Origin of the sequence: Methanobrevibacter arboriphilus, from assembly GCF_019669925.1 — an archaeon.
GTDB classification, from domain to species: domain Archaea; phylum Methanobacteriota; class Methanobacteria; order Methanobacteriales; family Methanobacteriaceae; genus Methanobinarius; species Methanobinarius arboriphilus_A.
In genome coordinates, this window is record NZ_AP019779.1 from 1874946 (window position 1) to 1893532 (window position 18587).

Here is an 18587-nt window from a genome sequence, read left to right on the forward strand (position 1 = left end):
TTTATTTTATAAACTCCAATATTTTTATGGGTGAAGAAGTCAAGAGATAGCTACTTTAAAAATAAGTGATATTGATTTTGATAAGAAAGAAATAACTTTTAATTTAGCTAAGAAAGAACAAGAAACAAAACTAACTTTAATATTGCCAGATGATTTATCTAAAGAAATAGCTAAGCAAATCCATGAAAAAAATAAAGTAAATGATGATTATCTATTTCTTGAAAAAGATGTGAAAATCGATGGATTTTTAAGAAATATGAGAACCTATTTAGAAAGAAATAGTAACAAACTAATAAAGGAATTAACTGAGAAAGATATAAGTTTAAATACGCACTATTTCCGGAGATTAAGGGGTCAACACCCGTATATCAGTGGAAATGACTTAGAAATTATTCAAAGCTTGTATGTACACCAATCACTTGATCAAACAATTGAATACTTACAAATAAAAGAAATTGAAGTGAATAAAATGTTATTAAAGAGTTTGAATTAATCCATATTTCTTATTGAAAAGTATCAATTTCTGTTAGGCATAATAGATTAATTTATTATAATAAAAGTATAATAGTGAAGATATAATTTAAATTTATAACCATCGGTGATTTAATGGTTTCCTTAATTGAAGAAGTGCAAAATAATTGTGTTAGTGACAATATAAGTATTGTAGATATGCTTAGAAAGTCATTAATATTAGCTAGAAGATTAAAAATAGAAGAATTTGAAAAATGGATAAAATTAGAACTAGATGGATATAATGATATTAGTGAACTTCCGAAATATAGAACAATTGAAGGGTTATTAAAAGCTGAAACGGCTTATGGAGTTAAAATTCTTCAAATGCCTCGTTCGGACCTCCAAGACATTCTTCAAAAAAGACCTTATTTAAACCCAATTTCAAAGATTGAAGAATTGTATAATAATCATAAATCAAATACTCTTGAGCTAATTTATCCTCTTGAAACAATTGAAATGATTCAAAAAGGATTAAATTGTGAATCAAGACCTTTTCTTTCAGTTGAGCCATCAGAACTTAAAAATATTTTAGACACTGTTAAGAATACAGTTTTAGAATGGACTTTAAGATTACAAGATGATGGTATTATGGGTGAAAACTTTTCATTTACAGAAAATGAAAAGAATATTGCCAATCAGAATAGAAATATATACAATCTAATTATTATTCAACAAATTAATATTAAACTTAATAAAGATGAAATTTTTGAAAAATTATTTGAAATTAAGAAGATAATTAAAGATAGTAGTTTGTTGAATGAAAAGAAAGAAGAATATACTAAAGATATTCAGTCAGTAGAATTAGAACTGCAAAATAATCCTATTCCTGATGTTGATAAAATAAAAAATGTTTTTTCTAATATTCTTATAGGGGCTACAGGTAGTTTACTAGCAGAAGGATTGAAACCTTTAATTTATATGATTTGCTTTTCACTTGGAATAAATATTGGATTTTGAGAATAAGATTACTAATTCCATTTTAAGGTGTATTTCGCTATACATTTGCTGAATGAAGTTAAAAGATTAATAAATTAAGTATAAGGACTATTAGGGCATGATAATATCGTGACACCTAATAAATGTTCAAGTTTGAGATAAATTATTAAAAAAAAGATATACTGTAGTGAAATGGGAATAAAGAAAGCAAGACAGAAAGACCAAACAATTGAATATTGCAAATTAAAGAAATAGAAGTAAATAAAAATGTTATTAAGTGATATTAATCAGTGATTTTTCTGAATTATGGTATTGTATTATGATTGTTTTTCAATATAGTTATTCAATGATTCCATATCACAAAAAGAAATTTTTTCATCAAAAACTTCATTTTTTGAGCTAAATTTTTTTTTAGGATTTTTATTTATTAAATCTATTTTTGAACTTGCATCGGAGTATTCTAAATACCCTTTAAATGTCCAATCTTTATTATTTTTTCTATTTTTGGTATCAAATAATAAGGAGAATTCTAAATTCTTAAGGTTAGAATCATATTCTTGAACAAGATAATAATATCTTTTGTTTCTTTTGTTTAATTCGAAATCATTCTCTTCAATGTATTCCGTATCAGATTTAATGTTAATTTTATTAGATGTATCAATTATTAATGTGTAAAATAATTTATTTTTGCAAGTCCTTTCTTTACATTCTTCTTCTAAACATTCTTCATTTTTACACTCTGAATTTGAATCAGTTATTTTATCTTTTGCATATTTATGTAATTTTATATTAAACTTTACACGAGATTTAAATCCTATAGCCAAAATAAAAGAAGGAATTTCAAATTCAATTATGTCAGGGAGAATTTCATTTGAATTAAAAATTTCTTTATATAGATGAATATGCTTAATTTTTCCTTCCATCGAGTGATATTTATTTTTGATGTATCTCCCAATTAAAATAATAAAAATAATTAAAGAAGCGAAAATAATAATAATTACAATAAGTGTATAGAAATAATTCTCTATAACACCGAATAATGTTAGTATTTCAGTAACTAATATTCCTATAAAAGCTTGAAACCATCCTTTTTGTTTATTATATACAAAACGGAGTTTATATGATAAATCTTTAAAACACATGATAATCATCAAATCATAGCATGTTCAAATGTTTGAAGCACTGTTTCTTTTGAGTTTTCATCATATTCATCAGGAATCATTATAGATTTTCTATAATAATAAAAAGAAATATCATCAGTTAATTGAATATCTGCTTCAATTAGTCTGTAATCTTTTCCTAATTCTTTTTGACGATATTTATCTTCAAGTTCATCATCAATGTCGCCATCAACAATAGTGCCATTGTGCACAAATTTTAAATCAAAATCTTCAGCATTAAAAAGCATTTTATGTTCATTATATGAATTAGGTGAAAAATTTTCTAGTTCCTCATCCATTTTTGACTTAAAAAAAAGTTCTAATTTTTCAAATGCATCATCTTTTAATTTTTGATTTAAAGATTCAATTAATAATAACTTTGAGCTTAATCGAATTTCAAAGAATATTTTTTTATTTAAACCTTGTAAAACTACATGTCCATTGATTTTTGACTTAATTTGCGAGTTTTCTTCGTCATTTTCCTTCAGTATATGTCTGTTATCAAAAAAAACATCATCTGCGTTTTTTTCTTTAAGTTTATTAATATCAGTATTTTCTAATTTTTCTGATAATTCTTCACTTATTTTGTAAAGATAATAAAACATTTTTATCCACCAAATATTTTATATTCTCTTCTATTTTCTTTTTCACTTTTTCAGGGTATTCTTCAGTAACACAATTATTATCAAACAAATAAATTGGAGGTATCTTAGGACATTTTTCTTCTAATTTTTTGCAATGGTTTTCTCTATATCCAATAAAGTTATAAATAGTGTTTGAATATTCATCAAAAAGTTTATCTTTCAATTCATCGATAAAAGTTATGTCAGGTATTTTTTCAGAGGATTTTAATTTATTCCATTTAAAATATTCAATTAACAAATTGTTTAAAAATGGCAAAGATAGTTTGATTTTTTGACTATAATCTTTCTTTCGAATACTATTGGCTGAATGTATTCTTATAAGTGATTCATCTTTTTTGATATCTACTTTGAATCCAATAGTGAATCTTGCTTTCCGATAAATAAATTTCCCTTTTAATTCAGATATTATTAATTTATTTATAATTCCATAAATAATGGGGAATGATAAATCTTTTCGATTATTATCAACAGTTAATATATTTTCAGATACATTATCTTCATCTTCATCTTCAGGTTTTTCAGTTTCAAATTTCTTAAAATCTTGCAATTTTAGATTTTCATTAATATTTCCGCTAGGATTTAATTTTTTCTTATATACTAACCATAGTAAGAAACTAGGGTTAATGTTTATTGTCTCCCAATCAAATGCTAATTTTTTATCTTTTTTATAAATATTGAGTTTATTTTCCAACAACTTTATTGGTTTTTTACTGTGAGATTCGGCACCACATACAAATATTAAATCAAATGAAGGCACTAAAAAAATATCCACAAAAATGGATTTATCATCTGCTATATTAGTTTTAATATAACATAATTTGTCTAATTTAGCATGATTTTCATTACCTGATTCATAATTTTTTGAAATTTTAAAGTCTTGTGGTTTTCCTGTCCAAAATTCATTTTCAATGCCTAAAAAACTAAAATCAGATTGTACTGATTTTTTATAAATGAATTTGTCATAAAAACCATTTTTTTGATTAATATTATCTTCATCCGGTTTATATAGTTCTTCAGATTCTAAATCTGCAACTAATTTACTTGATAACTTTTCTGAAAGATTTTTTGTTTTAATTATTTTGGTAAAATATAAAGTTAGTTGCTCCGGTCTTTTAGGGGTATTATTATCTTTATCTGTCATCATTTTTCTCCTAATTTCAGAAACTTTAATATTAATCATTCACAATTTAATTTTTTCATTTTTCTTTTATATAATCTTCATATTTTTTCAGGAATTCACTTTCTAGTGATTCCCAATCATCATCAAGTTTTTCTCTTCCATCTTTCTTCGATTTATATGAATCATGGAGAAAATTCAATAGATTATCTAAATCTTCAATCATTTCTATTGTTCCATCTTCTATAAATTTTTCCTGTGCTGCAGAACTCCAATTAAGATATCTATCTTTATCCAAAAGTTTCATTATATCTAAACTTAATTTTATTCGAAATCTGTATATTTCAATTTTATTAGATTCTAGTGCTATTTTTCTTATTTCTGTTTTATCCTCTTCACTTAACATAATATCATATTTAATCGATACATATAAAAACTTAATTATTTATCATAAGATTTTTACCTGTATATATTTAAATAAATATATATCTATTAAAATTCAATTTTAAATATAACAACTAAAAAAATAATTTTACTTAAAAATTAGTATTATAATTTTCAATTTTCACAATTGATAAAATTAATGGTCATTTATAAGAGATTATTGGATATTTTTTGATGGGTCTGGATGGAAGCATAATCCATGGGGTATTTTAGATTCAAATAACATATTTAGATTCTAATGCTTATGGAAAGAATACATATAATATTTGTATAGTCCTTATTTTTTTATTTAATTAGTTACTGATAAAAAATTAAAAAAAATAAAAACAAACTTTGATAAGAAACTAATACGGCACATATTAAGACATAATTTCACAATATATTTATTAAATCATGTAAAATTATTATTTTGAGGATTGGGCGTATGTTATTTCATAAAAAGATAGACGAAATTTCAGAAAAGGATATAAATAATATAGTTGGAAATGAAGTTTTTGAAGATAAATATTTGGAGTATAAATCTGAGTATAATCATTCAGATAAAATAAAATTCAAGTTAATAAAAACTGTTTGTGGATTTGCAAACTCAGATGGTGGTTTATTAATCTATGGGATAACAGAAGACGAAAACCATACTCCTTCAGAAGTTACAGGGGTTAAATTAGATAGTAGTTTTGATAATGAAGTTAATTGGATTGAAAGTATAGTTTCTTCAAATTCGGAGCCAAGTATTTCGAATATAGAAATAAGACAAATAGAAATTAAAGAATCTGATAGGATTATCTTGATTATTAAAGTTCCAAAAAGCTGGAACCTTCCACATAGAGTTGTGCAAGGAAAACCTAATAAAAAAAGTGAATCTAAAAGAGAATTTTTTGTCAGACGACAATCGAAAACAGTTCCATTGGAGATTGACGAATTGAAAAATCTATTTAGTTTTGCAGGAGATGTTCATGATAAGATTCATTTATTTAGAGATAATCAAATAGCTAAAGTCGTTTCTGACAATGTATTTATATGCACTGACTCTCAAATAGCATTACTCATTGATTTAATTCCTTTTAACAGTTTTAATAATGTTGAATTTGATATTAGAGAAACAAAAGATCAAGTTCCAACTTTTGGCCAAGGAGATTCTAGATATGGGGAATATAATTTTGAGGGAGTTATAAGTAAATCAATGATTCACTATTCTCAAATCTATAGAAATGGGATTATTGAAGGTTTAGTGTCTTCGAACAGATTTTTAAAGGTTCCTCTTAAAGAATTTTTTGAATATACACTAAATTTTATAAATGATTCTATAAAATTATATGAAAAGATAAATTTTTCACCACCCTTCGCTATTTTTATATCACTTATAAATATCGAAAATCGTAATCTTGAAACTTTGTTTTTTGATAAGGAAGCTATTAGTGATAGAAATGTTTTACCTGGTCATGAAATCATGATTGAAAAGTATTTATCTAAAAATGAGATAGCATTTAAACTCAAAACTGTTTTTGATTCATTTTATAATCATTTTGGGATTGAAAATTCTCCTTTTTACGATGAAGAAGGCAATTGGAAGAAAAAATGAATTTTTATAATGCATAATTAGAATTTATATAAACTTTTAGTTGTTTTCAGTGGATACAATGTCATTAAAAAATCTTAAAATCCCCCATATTCCATATTTAAATTTTAATCAGGATAAAGATAAAAATATCATTTTTCAAGCTATCTCAGGTGTTATTAAATCCACCTCAGAAGATAAAAAAGATGATATATTTGATATTAAATTAGTGATTTCAAATGATATAAAGATATATTTTTCTATTAGTCTTTTTAGTACTTATTTTTTTAAAAAATATGGCGAATATGAAGAAGATAAAAAAAATATTGTAGATGGAACTCCTGATATAAGTTTTTATTCAAACATCTATTTTGTTGACTCAAAAAACCGATATGATGTGAAAATAAAAAATTTTTTCGTAGATAGTTACAAATTTAACTTTTCAGGAGATTATTCAACACTCAAAGCATATATAGTGGGAGTCTGTGAAGAAATAGTTGTTTATGATAATGATTTTTCAGATAATGAAACTGTCGAATCATGGGAAATAATAGAAAATACTATTTTTAGTCAACCCAAAGGCTTTGGATTTAAAAATATCCAGATTGAAAAACTATTCTTAAAAGGTTTGGACACTAATGAATTTAATAGTGTCAATTTGAATAAAAAATGTATTAACCAGTTTAAATATGCTACAGGATACTTTTATTATAAAGATAAGTTTAAAAATTTGAATAAATGGGATAAACGATTAGATAATATTTATTATTTGTTAGCTTTCTATAATTCTGATTTTAATAATCGTAGAATTACTTTAATTGAAGGAGAAAACAAAACAAAAATGATTTTCAGAGATAGGTATTTAGGAGAATCAAATGGCAAAAATATATTTGAAAAAAATGGATATAATTTATTTAATCTTATTGATTCTACTTATTCTCCTCTAACTAATTTAGAACTTAAAGAGATAGATTTTAAGTTACTTATTGAATATTTTATTTATATAGAAAATGCATATAATATTAAAAATGAAATTCTGTTCTCTTCAATATTTTTAGAAATATTAAAAAATCAATATAAAACAAACAATGATTCAACATTGTTAGATAATCTTAAAAATGCACTAAATGTGCATGAATTAAATTCTAACAAATTGTTTGAAATTCTTCATGCTAATTATGGAATTGATTTTAAAAAGATAGAGAAAAATATTTTAAATGAATACAAGAATTCTAAAGATAGAAAAAATATTCTTAAAATGTTTGCTATGTTTAAATCTAATTATTTCTTAAATAAATTAAAACTATATAGAAACAATATAGTGCATACTGGAAAAATGAATATTTCTGTGGAGGAAAATATTGAAATCATTGATGAAATTTCTAAATATTTGAAAAAAAGTTTCAATGGTAATAAAAACGAAGAAATTTTAGATAAAATTTCTAATAGTCTTAATGATGAGATAAATTCTGGAAATTTTAGAGAGGATTTTGATTTGCAACAAAATTTTCTTAAAGAATTTATAATAATTATATTATTAGCTATTTTTGATGTGAATTGCAACATAAAAAGAAACACTATAATGGGTAATAACATTAGTAGAAATTCTATAGACTATCTCAATCAATTTAAGTAAATTTATTTAAAAGAGAATTTATGCAAAAAAATTAACGCTCGTTTTCCAATCACAGCTTCTTTTTTAGAAGATAGCTCAATGTATTATGAGATTCAAGCTAGAAGAGAAGATGAAGAAGCTGAAATAATGGATTTAGAATATTATTTTATTCAAAAATTTAGTAAATTGAAACTTCATTATCCATGAAAAAGACTAATTATTACTACAATAGTTGTTATTATCCATTTCTAAAATAGAATTTTTCATATCTATCATGAAAAATTCAAGTGTTTGCTGATAAATTATACTGTCCATACTAGGTTTATATGTCAATAGCCAAGTTGTGGCTTGACAAATAGAAATAGCTGTGTTTTGGATTGTTTCTCCAAGCCCATAGTTACTCGCCCCCCAATGTAAAATTTTTTCCTGTTTTTCACTAGGTAAACTTGTATTATATAATCCTCTTGAAAGGCCATGAATTGAAGCTGATGAAAGATTATAATAGGGTATCAGATGGTCAACATTAACAAATTTAGCCAAAGCTTTAAAATATGGTTTACAAATTTCTTTAGGAATCCAACCCCAATCATAATCAAATTCTTTACCATATTTTTCAATTAATTCATCCCTTTGCTCTTTAATTTTTTCAAAATTATCAGTATTTGGGATGTAATCATCATCAGGATGTAATCTTTCATAATAATTTTGATATTCTTTAATGTCTTTGTATGTTCTAATAATTTCATGTTCCATATATCTTTTTGTAACATAAAACTCATTTTTTGATAAGAAAGCTGAAATGACAGATAATTCATATAAAGTTCTCCATCTTGAATTAGCACCATCCCCATAACCTGTCTTTAAAAGAGTTAATATCTCATTAGATACACGGAGTGCTCTTGCATGAAGTTGCATTAAAACATTTAATTTACAATCATCACTATCTTTATTATAAATATCTCTAGAATGAAGATTGACTGACTCGAAGCACATAATAATCAAGACTTCAAGGTTACCAAGTATTTCTCCCCATTGGTCATGCACCAAATTTTCAAATTCATTTCTTTCATCAGCATATTCTTCTAGCATTGAATTCATATTTTCTTTTATAAATTTTACTAACTCATTAGAACCTGTAGATGTTGCATCTGTTAGTAATTTGGGGAGTTTGTCATTAATAAATTCATCATTAGGAAAATATCCTTTAACACTGATATATTTTTCTACAATAAATGATAAAATTTTTTCTCCAGTATTAGGCTTTTCAATCCCATAATTATTTATTTTCCTTTTTTTATAGTTTGTATTAATTATTATTAGATGTGAATGTTTAATGGAATGCTGTTTTCTATTGTATCTCATTTTTTTATTATTTTTTGTAGATGGGGTTTTTTTTGAAAGATTTTTGTGTGTTTTTTTCTTTGTTTGTTGTAGCTTGCTGTATGCATACAGATAAACACCTTGGTAGTATGTTCCTGTGATATTGTATGGTTTTGGTTTATTGGTATTGTTATCGCTGTCTGCATACAGATCAACACCATATGTTCCTGTGATATTGTATGGTTTTGGTTATATGTGGCGTTGTTATCGCTGTATGCAGCCAGAGCAACACCATAGTCTGTTCCTGTGATATCGTTAGGCTTTGGTTATATGTGGTATTTTTGCTGCTGTATGCAGCCAGATAAACACCTCGTGATGTTCCTGTGATGCTGCATTGTCTTGTTTATATGATGTGTTGTTATCGCTGTCTGCATACAGAGAAACACCATTGCCTGATGTTCCTGTGAATTGTTGTGTAATCTTGGTTATATGTGGTATTTTTGCTGCTGGATGCAGACAGAGAAACACCATCGTAGTATGTTCCTGTGTTTGTTATTTTTGGCTTTGGTTTATTGGTATTGTTATCGCTGTATGCATACAGCTCAACACCATAGTCTGTTCCTGTGGATTGTTGTGTAGTTTCGGTTATATGTGGTATTTTTGCTGCTGGATGCAGACAGATAAACACCATATGTTCCTGTGATGTTGTTGTGTAGTCTTGTTTATATGGGATGTTGTTATCGCTGTATGCATACAGATAAACACCATCGTATGTTCCTGTGATATTTTATTGGCTTTGGTTTATATGTGGCGTTGTTGCTGCTGGATGCATCCAGATAAACACCTAGTGATGTTCCTGTGAATTGTTGTATTGTCTTGTTTATATGGTTGTGTTGTTATCGCTTTATGCATCCAGATAAACACCATTGTATGTTCCTGTGATGTTGTTGAGCTATTTTTTTGGGTTTTTTTTTCTTTTTTTATTAGTTGTTTTTTTATTGTTTGGGTGGTTTGTTGTTCTTTGTTTGGTGTTTTAGTTGTTTTGGTTGTTTTTTGTTTTTTTATTAGTTGTTTTTTGCTTTGTAGATGTTATATTGTTCTTTGTTTTAGTGTTTTGTTTTATTTTTATTCTTTTTTATTATTATTAATCGTTTTTGTTCTTTTGTGGTGGTTTATTTTTGTTGTAGTTTTTTTGAATATTTTTTTGTTTTATATATGGTTGTGCTTGATAACAGCTATTTTGTTTTTGATGATATTGTAATTTTATTTTTTTTATTTTTGTTTTTTTATATTCTGTATGTTTATGTTGTTTAGCTGTTATTTTTTAGATTTTCTTATTATTTTTTTATTTTATATTACTTGTTTTTTATTTTTTTTAGTGTTTATTTTTTATTTAGCTTTATTATATTATTATAATAGGTTTGTATTGTTTTAAAGCTTTTATATTTGTTATATTTCAGTTTAGAGTTTTTTATTTATTTTTTTTAGTTGTTATTTTTTTATTTTGTTTTTTGTTCTTATTTTTGTCTTATTCTTGTTTTTCTTCTTTTTTTATTTTTTAAACAGCTATTTCACTATTTTTGCGGGGGGGGGGGTGGCTATTGTTTTTTCACTTTTTTTTGTAGTAGTAAGGTTTTTATAGTAGTTTTTTTATATTTATTATAAAAAGTGCATAGTGAGTGTTCATTTAATAGTGAGTGTTTATTTATTGTTGTGCTTTTTTTTTGTTTATAATTTTATAGGAGTGAGAATTATTTATGTTTAAGAATAAGTTTTTTGTTTCGTTTGTGTTAGTACTAGCTTTTTTATTTTTGTTTAGTTTGTCTAGTGTTAGTGCAGGTGAGTATGATTTTACTAGTAGTAATACTACTGAACAGTTTCAGAATGTTATTGATACTGATGTGGGGGATGAGTTGATTATTAATTTGGATGATGATGGTAATTATTCTCTGGGTCAGATTAATGTGACTCGTAATGCTACTATAGTTGGTAAGAATCATAATGTTAATATTACTGGATCAGGGTCTGGTGTTTTGTTTAATATTACGAATAGTAGTGTTCGTATTATTAATTTAACTATCACTGGTTATACTAGTGCTATTGTTGGTAATAGTAGTGATTTAACGGTTACTGGTAATAATATTACTACTAGTGGTATTAGTATTAATATTAGTAGTAGTGGTGATAATTTAACGAATATAATTATTGAGGATAATGTTATTGTTTCTTCTGTTAGTAATATTTATTATGGTGCTGTTTTTGTTAATGGTAATGGTATGGCTATTTCTTTTGTTTCTTTTATTAATAATAGTATACGTGGTAATGGTACTAGTAATTCTAATGGTGTTCGTATTAATTCTAAGGGTATTAATAATTTGACTTTTGATGGAAACAACATCACAGGAACATACGATGGTGTTTATCTGGATGCATCCAGCAGCAACAACACCAATATAACCTTTGCCAACAACAACATCACAGGAACATACAATGGTGTTTATCTGGCTGCATACAGCAGCAACAACACCAATATAACCTTTGCCAACAACAACATCACAGGAACAGACTATGGTGTTGCTCTGGCTGCATACAGCGATAACAACACAACCATATAAACAAGACTACACAACAACATCACAGGAACATCACTAGGTGTTTATCTGGATGCATACAATAGTAATAACTCACAATTTACATTCGACCACAACAATATCACAGGAACAATACGCGATGGTGTTTATCTGGAGGCATACAATAGTAATAACTCACAATTTACATTCGACCACAACAATATCACAGGAATGAATTATGGTGGTGTTTATCTGAGGGCATACAATAGTAATAACTCACAATTTACATTCGACCACAACAACATCACAGGAACATCAAGCTGTGGTGTTTATCTGGAGGCATACAATAGTAGCAATACCAATATATCCTTTGCCAACAATAACATCACAGGAACAGACTATGGTGTTTATCTGTATGCATACATGAGTAACAATACCAATGTATCTTTCATTGGTAACAATATCTTAGGAGCACGTGGTGTTACTCTGTATGCAGACAGCAGCAACAACACCAATATAACCTTCGCCAACAACAACATCACAGGAACATCATACTATGGTGTTTTTCTGAGGGTATACAGCAGCAACAACACCAATATAACCTTCGCCAACAACAACATTACTGGTGTTAGTTATGGTGTGAATTTTTATTCTAATAATGGTAATATTAGTAGTGTTATGTTTTTGAATAATACTATAAATGCTACTGGTGGTAGTGGTTTTTATTTTGTTAATGGTGGTAGTGGTGCTATTAATGTGACTGATTTTATTATCAAGGGTAATAATATCTTTGCTACTAATGCTGGTTTGAATTTCAGTGGTCTTAAGGTTGGTTCTCTTGTTAATGTTACTGTTGAGTATAATAGGATTATTGCTCCTGTTGGTGTGAATATTACTGGTTTTTATAATGGTAGTAGTTTTGATTTTAATTGGTGGGGTGTTAATGATATAACTGGTAAAACTTTAGGTGTTGATACGGTTAATCATTTTATTTTGAATGTTACTAATCTTAATAGTTTGGATAATCTTCATCCTGGCGATGATGTTAGTTTTGCGTTTTTAGTGCTGAATACTACTCTTGTTAATGATGGTGTTGAGTATTTGCCTTATTTTGTGGTGAATGGTACTTATAACAATCAGACTTTTTATGTTAATAATTCTAGTAATTTTACTGGTAATTGGACTGTGTCTAACGTTGGAGATAATGTTTTTGTTGCGACTTTGGATAGTCAGGATGTGGATTTCAGATTTTCTGAAAGTAAGTTGGATACTAATTCTACTATTAGTGTGGATGATGTTCATGTTGGTACTATTGCTAGTATTAGTGGTCAGTTGGATAATTATGCTGGTAATGGTTCTGATTTGTTGAATGTTACTGTGGATGGTAACCTTTATGAAAATGTTGTTATTAATAGTACTGGTGGTTGGAATTTAACTTATTTGACTAATCGTACAGGAAACATCACAGTAACTGTTGATTATTCTGGTAATGATAATTATACAAGTTTTAGTAATAGTACAAGTTTTGATGTGCTTAAAAATAGTACTAACTCTACTATTGATGTTTTTGGTGATTTTAGGGTTGGTGAAAATATTACTATTAGTGGTATTTTGGTTGATGTTAATAGTGATCCTATAGATAATGCTCAAATGACAATTATTATTGGTAATGAGTCTTTTAATGTGACAACTAATAGTAGTGGTGTTTGGAGTCTTGTTTATGCTCCGCTTCATGGTAGTGAGTTCTTTACTTGGGTTAACTGGGCTGGTAATGATAATTACACAGGTTTTAATAATAGTACTAGTTTTAATGTTAGTAAGTTAGCTAGTAATTCTAGTATTGTTATTCCTGTTGATATTAAGGTTAATGAAACAGTTTTAATTTCTGGTGTTTTATCTGATGAGAATAATAATACAATATCTGGTGCTAATTTAGAAGTTATTATTGATGGTGAAACCTTTAATGTGATTACTGATTCTGTTGGTTTTTGGGGTTTAAATTATACTTCTGAACATTCTGGTGTTTTTAATTTATCTCTCTTTTATCAGGGTGATAGTCGGTATGTTGGTTTTGTTGAAAATAAGGTTTTTAATGTTAGTAAGTTAGCTACTACTTCTAGTATTAATATTCCAAGTAATGTTAAAGTAGGAAAACCATTTAGTGTTTCTGGTGTTTTGACTAGTGGTGGTAAACCATTGGCTAATGCTAGTGTTCTTGTTATTGTTGATGGTAAAACTTATAAGGTTACTACTAATGGTCTTGGTGTTTGGAAACTGTCTTATACTCCGAAAATAGCTGGAAAATCTACTATTAAGGTTTATTTTGCTGGTAATAATGATTATATTGGTTTTAATGTTAGTAAGACTTTTAAAATTGCCGGGAAAGTTAATATAAGGATTGTTAAGATTTCTAAGCTTGTTAAAGTGGGTAAGTATAATGGTTTTAATCTTTATAGTAAAGTTTACACTATTAAAAATGTGGGATCTGCTTTAGGTTCTAAGGATTATGTTAAGTATTTTAAGAATTGGTATTTGGAGAAATTGTCTAAGACTAGTAAAATTGTTAAGTATCAGTTTAGTGCTAAGTCTAGGGTTTTAAAGGTTCAAGTTAAGAATTTAGGTGTTGGAAAACAAGTTAAGTTGAAAATACTAGTAACACATAGAAAAAGACTATAAAAAATTGTAATTCTTTTTTTTTATGGGGGGAAGGAGGAGTATGAAATTAATATAAAGTATTTATTATCCCTAAACCTTTATTCCTTTTTCCCCCTTATTTTTTTTGACTATTTTTAAATAATCTCTTTTTTAAATTATTTAGATTTAATAACATATTCAATTATATTGCTATATAAAATAATGCTGATTTTAATTAAAAATCTTATTAAAGATTATTAATTAACAATTTAAGCTATATAAAATTATTATTATTTTTATTATTTTAAAAGATTGGATCAAAGTTAACATAATAAATCTAATAAGGTATTATCATATAGTATTATTATATATTATTTTATTATTATCAAAATAAAATATAAAATTATATAAACCAATAAAATTAATTTAAATTATTAAACTATATTGATTATTAATTTAGATATATTTAATTAATTTAGACTTAGTTAATTTCAATTCAAACCTATTTAATTAATATAAATCTATTTCATTAAGTTTAAAAATATAGATAAATAAAAAGGTTATTAATTTGATCGCGATATTATCTGGTGGAACAGGAACTCCAAAATTAATTCAAGGAATTAAAAATATTTATAATCCTTCTGATTTGAATATAATTGTTAATACTGTTGAAAATGATTACTTTTCTGGCGTATATGTAGCAGCAGATATTGATACAGTTCTTTATACTTTAGCTGATATTATAAATGATGAAACTTGGTATGGGATTGAAGGAGATACATTTTTTACAAATGAATCTCTTGAAAAATTAGATTGTCCAGAGCTTCTAAGAATAGGGGATCAGGATAGAGCTACCAAGATCCAAAAGACAATTCTCATGGAAAAATATGGACTTAGTAAAGCTGTGGATATTCAAAGAAAAAAGATGGGAATAGAATCAAAAGTAATTCCAATGAGTGATGAACACTCTGAAATAATTGTAAAAACAGATATAGGTCACCTTAAGTTTCATGAATTCTTAATAAAGCATCAAACCAAACCAAAAGTATTTGAAATAGAATATACTGATGTAAATCCTAGTTCAAATATTATAGAGACAATAGAAAACTCAGAAATGGTTATTATTGGACCTTCAAATCCTATAACTTCAATCCTCCCAATAGTTAATCTTGAAGGGGTTGAAAAAGCACTGAAAAATAGTTATGTAGTTGCTGTTTCTCCTATAATAGGAAATAATCCTGTTAGTGGACCTGCTGGAAAATTTATGGAGTCTATGGGTTATGAAGTTTCTTCCTTTGGTGTTGCATCAATTTATAAGAGCTTTTTAGACAAATTTGTAATTGATGTTGTCGATACAAAGCTAAAGAATAATATAGAGAATATAATTGAAGAAGTTCTTGTAACTAATACTAATATGAAAACTATTTCTGATAAAGAAGAGTTAGCTAGAATATTGTTAGAATGATTAAAATATATAAAAATATATTTAAGTAACAATAATAAAAAGGATAAATGTGATGAAAAGGTTCTAGTGTAAAAATCTATATGTGATATTTACTTAATATTAAGGTGAGATTAATATGATACAAATGACATTAATTCAGATTGATAATTATGGCCCATGGACAGTTACTCCAAACCCTCGAAACGAATCAGATCTTCAAATTTTACAAGCAGAATTATTTGCAGATGTTCAAAGACAGATAGCTATGAAAAAAGGACTTGTATTTTATACTAGATTTGATAATATGTTGGCAGTAACAAATGGTCTTAATGAAGAAGACCATATGAGAATTCAAAGGTCAATAAGAAACAGATACCCTATTACTATTAGTATGGGTGTTGGAACTGCAAAAACACCATATGAAGCTCAAAAAATAGCTACTGAAGTTCTTCAAAAAAATGGAGGGGCTCAATCTGAAGATAGAACTGAAATTTTAGCTATTGATTCACTTGTAAAACCTGAAGATAGCTTTGTTCAAATGGCACATATAGATATAAATGGAATTACAGAATCTTTAACCGATATTATACCAGCATTTGATACTAATTTCCTCGTAAATAAAGCTCAACATTATCTTATGACAAAATTAATTGAAAAAGGCGCTCTATTATTCTTTATAGGTGGAGATAATTTCATGTCTCCGTGTAATGAATTAACTACCAAAGATTTAATGGAAATAATTGAAGAAATCGATGAAGAAATCGATATACCTTTAAAAGCTGGTGTTGGAAGAAGTGATAATGCTGAAGATGCTGCTTATATGGCAGACTTGGGTCTTGAAGAAATAAGAGAAAGAAACAATGAAGAATTGGTTTATGTTTTAGAAAAAACAAACTAAAAATCATACTATAATAAAATATAAATTATAAAAGTTATAGATTATAATAAAGTAGGTATATGAATTATATTTATAATAAATTTAGATTTTATTAAATTGTAGATTTAGATTATAATAAATTAGGTATATAAACTATATTTATAATAAAATTAGATTTTATTAAATTATAAATTTAGATTAGATTATATATTTATGTTATATTACAACTTTTATTAGATTATATCTTATTAAATTACAACTTTTATTAGATTATATCTTATTAAATTACAGTTTTTATTAGATTTATGTTTAATAATTATTTAAAATTAATATTTAATAAAATTAATATTTAATGATTATTTAAAATTATATATCTAATATTATTTCATAATTTTATTAATAGGAAAATCATTTTATTAAATGATTTTTATTTTGGAATATTATTTTTTAGATTCATTATTAAAACCATATAAATTTATCCAGATTGTAGAATAGATTATATAGTAAATAATTGATTATAATTAATTAGATGATAATATTAGCTGGATAATAATTAGATTGATAATAATTAGCTGGATAATTAATTTGTAATTAATAAAAATTTTAAAAGTATTATAATTTTTCATTATAAAAAGTATAATTAATATTATAATTAATATTATTAAAATATTTCATTATTAAAATTATTACATCATTAAAACTATTAATATAATTAATATTATTAAGGTTGCATAAGATTGCTAAATTTTACAAAAATCATTTTATTAAATTATTCAAAACATTGAAATTTAAATATAGGGATACTATGATTAAAGTACTTGCTCCAATGGCAGGAATATCCAACAGTAGTTTTGCATTGAAACTTATTCCTTATGGATTTGATGTTATTACTCTTGGAGGTTATAATACAGATAATAAAACAATAAATGCTGGGGAAAAAATTCTAAAAAGAGGAAGAGCCGAGTTTAATATATCTGAAGAAGATTTGATTTCTCATATTGAAAGTGAAGTAAACATAATAAAAGATAAACACTCTAAAATTGATGTTTCGGTTAATCTTCGTGCTATTTCTCCAGATCCAATTATAGAAATTAGTAAAATTAATAATTTGGATATTATAGAGATTAATGCACATTGCAGACAGAAAGAATTTTTAGAAATTGGCTGTGGACAGGAAATGCTTACTAACCCTAACAAATTAAATGATTTTGTTAGTGAGGTTGTTAAGAAGTTAAAATCAAAACAAAAAGTTTCTGTTAAAGTTAGAGCAAATGTTCAAGGTGTTGATAGTGTAAATATAGCTAAAACGGTGGAAAAAGCTGGTGCAGACTATCTTCATATTGATGCGATGAAACCAGGGTTTCCTACTGCAGATTTTGATATAATAAAGAAAATAGCTAATGAAACAAATATTTTTATCATTGGAAATAATTCTATTACTGATATTGAAAGTGGACAAAAGATGATTAATTCTGGTGCATCTGGAATATCAATTGGGAGAGCTGCAATTAATGGAAAATTAAATTTTGATATTTCTAAAATATGAAATTATTATATTATATGTCAATATTAATTAGATATCAATTATAATATATATCATAATGTATTAATTCATATTTGTTAATTCATAATGTATTAATTATATTCATAGAATTAATTATAGTAACAGTATTAATTATAATAGTATTAATTATAGTATATTATCATAGTATATATTAATCATAATAATAGGATATTTATTATTATAATATATTAGAT

15 protein-coding genes are annotated in these 18587 nt (G+C 25.8%); 9 read left to right on the plus strand and 6 right to left on the minus strand.

The window, feature by feature from the left end; translation table 11 throughout:
- Positions 1-46 precede the first annotated feature (46 nt).
- Together MarbSA_RS08200 and MarbSA_RS08205 are read left to right on the plus strand one after the other, a co-directional pair.
- Positions 47-493 carry a tyrosine-type recombinase/integrase gene (locus MarbSA_RS08200; protein WP_221062078.1) on the plus strand — a complete coding sequence of 149 codons (447 nt, stop codon included), beginning with the start codon at positions 47-49 and terminating at the stop codon, positions 491-493.
- A gap of 113 nt (positions 494-606) precedes the next feature.
- Positions 607-1470: an AbiTii domain-containing protein gene (locus MarbSA_RS08205; RefSeq protein ID WP_221061378.1), complete on the plus strand. Its 864-nt coding sequence runs from the start codon at positions 607-609 to the stop codon at positions 1468-1470.
- A gap of 296 nt (positions 1471-1766) precedes the next feature.
- Here MarbSA_RS08205 and MarbSA_RS08210 read toward each other — a convergent pair whose 3' ends face one another.
- The 4 genes from MarbSA_RS08210 to MarbSA_RS08225 are packed head-to-tail and all read right to left on the minus strand — an operon-like array spanning position 1767 to position 4776.
- Positions 1767-2591: a hypothetical protein gene (locus MarbSA_RS08210; protein ID WP_221061379.1), complete on the minus strand. Its 825-nt coding sequence runs from the start codon at positions 2589-2591 to the stop codon at positions 1767-1769.
- An 8-nt stretch (positions 2592-2599) separates the two neighbouring features.
- A complete protein-coding gene (locus MarbSA_RS08215) occupies positions 2600-3214 on the minus strand; it encodes a hypothetical protein (protein ID WP_221061380.1) in 615 nt (204 codons plus the stop codon).
- Positions 3186-4394 carry a hypothetical protein gene (locus tag MarbSA_RS08220; protein ID WP_221061381.1) on the minus strand — a complete coding sequence of 403 codons (1209 nt, stop codon included), beginning with the start codon at positions 4392-4394 and terminating at the stop codon, positions 3186-3188. Before MarbSA_RS08220 ends, MarbSA_RS08215 begins: the two co-directional genes overlap by 29 nt.
- A 55-nt stretch (positions 4395-4449) precedes the next feature.
- Entirely contained in the window at positions 4450-4776 is a 327-nt protein-coding gene (locus MarbSA_RS08225; RefSeq protein ID WP_054834775.1) for a hypothetical protein, read from the minus strand.
- Between the two features lie 462 nt (positions 4777-5238).
- On the opposite strand from MarbSA_RS08225, the gene MarbSA_RS08230 reads away from it, so the two are divergent.
- Both MarbSA_RS08230 and MarbSA_RS08235 read left to right on the plus strand, forming a co-directional pair.
- Positions 5239-6393 carry an AlbA family DNA-binding domain-containing protein gene (locus tag MarbSA_RS08230; RefSeq protein WP_221061382.1) on the plus strand — a complete coding sequence of 385 codons (1155 nt, stop codon included), beginning with the start codon at positions 5239-5241 and terminating at the stop codon, positions 6391-6393.
- Positions 6394-6451: 58 nt separating this feature from the next.
- A complete protein-coding gene (locus MarbSA_RS08235; RefSeq protein WP_221061383.1) occupies positions 6452-8005 on the plus strand; it encodes a hypothetical protein in 1554 nt (517 codons plus the stop codon).
- Positions 8006-8197: 192 nt separating this feature from the next.
- On the opposite strand, the gene MarbSA_RS08240 is transcribed toward MarbSA_RS08235, so the two are convergent.
- Both MarbSA_RS08240 and MarbSA_RS08245 read right to left on the minus strand, forming a co-directional pair.
- Positions 8198-9346 carry a DUF5677 domain-containing protein gene (locus MarbSA_RS08240; RefSeq protein ID WP_221061384.1) on the minus strand — a complete coding sequence of 383 codons (1149 nt, stop codon included), beginning with the start codon at positions 9344-9346 and terminating at the stop codon, positions 8198-8200.
- Positions 9347-9722: 376 nt separating this feature from the next.
- A complete protein-coding gene (locus MarbSA_RS08245) occupies positions 9723-9995 on the minus strand; it encodes a hypothetical protein (protein WP_221061385.1) in 273 nt (90 codons plus the stop codon).
- Positions 9996-11061: 1066 nt separating this feature from the next.
- On the opposite strand from MarbSA_RS08245, the gene MarbSA_RS08250 reads away from it, so the two are divergent.
- From MarbSA_RS08250 to MarbSA_RS08270, 5 genes are all read left to right on the plus strand, one after another.
- The gene (locus MarbSA_RS08250) at positions 11062-11919 is read left to right on the plus strand and encodes a right-handed parallel beta-helix repeat-containing protein (RefSeq protein ID WP_221061386.1); all 858 of its coding nucleotides are present in this window, start codon (positions 11062-11064) and stop codon (positions 11917-11919) included.
- A 186-nt stretch (positions 11920-12105) separates the two neighbouring features.
- Complete coding sequence (locus MarbSA_RS08255) at positions 12106-14550, plus strand: right-handed parallel beta-helix repeat-containing protein (RefSeq protein WP_221061387.1); 2445 nt, start codon at positions 12106-12108, stop codon at positions 14548-14550.
- 526 nt (positions 14551-15076) lie between these two features.
- Positions 15077-15973 carry a 2-phospho-L-lactate transferase gene (gene cofD, locus MarbSA_RS08260; protein ID WP_221061388.1) on the plus strand — a complete coding sequence of 299 codons (897 nt, stop codon included), beginning with the start codon at positions 15077-15079 and terminating at the stop codon, positions 15971-15973.
- 115 nt (positions 15974-16088) lie between these two features.
- Entirely contained in the window at positions 16089-16850 is a 762-nt protein-coding gene (locus MarbSA_RS08265; RefSeq protein WP_042703209.1) for a GTP cyclohydrolase IIa, read from the plus strand.
- An 805-nt stretch (positions 16851-17655) separates the two neighbouring features.
- A complete protein-coding gene (locus MarbSA_RS08270) occupies positions 17656-18375 on the plus strand; it encodes an MJ0144 family RNA dihydrouridine synthase-like protein (protein ID WP_221062079.1) in 720 nt (239 codons plus the stop codon).
- The last annotated feature ends 212 nt before the right edge of the window (positions 18376-18587 follow it).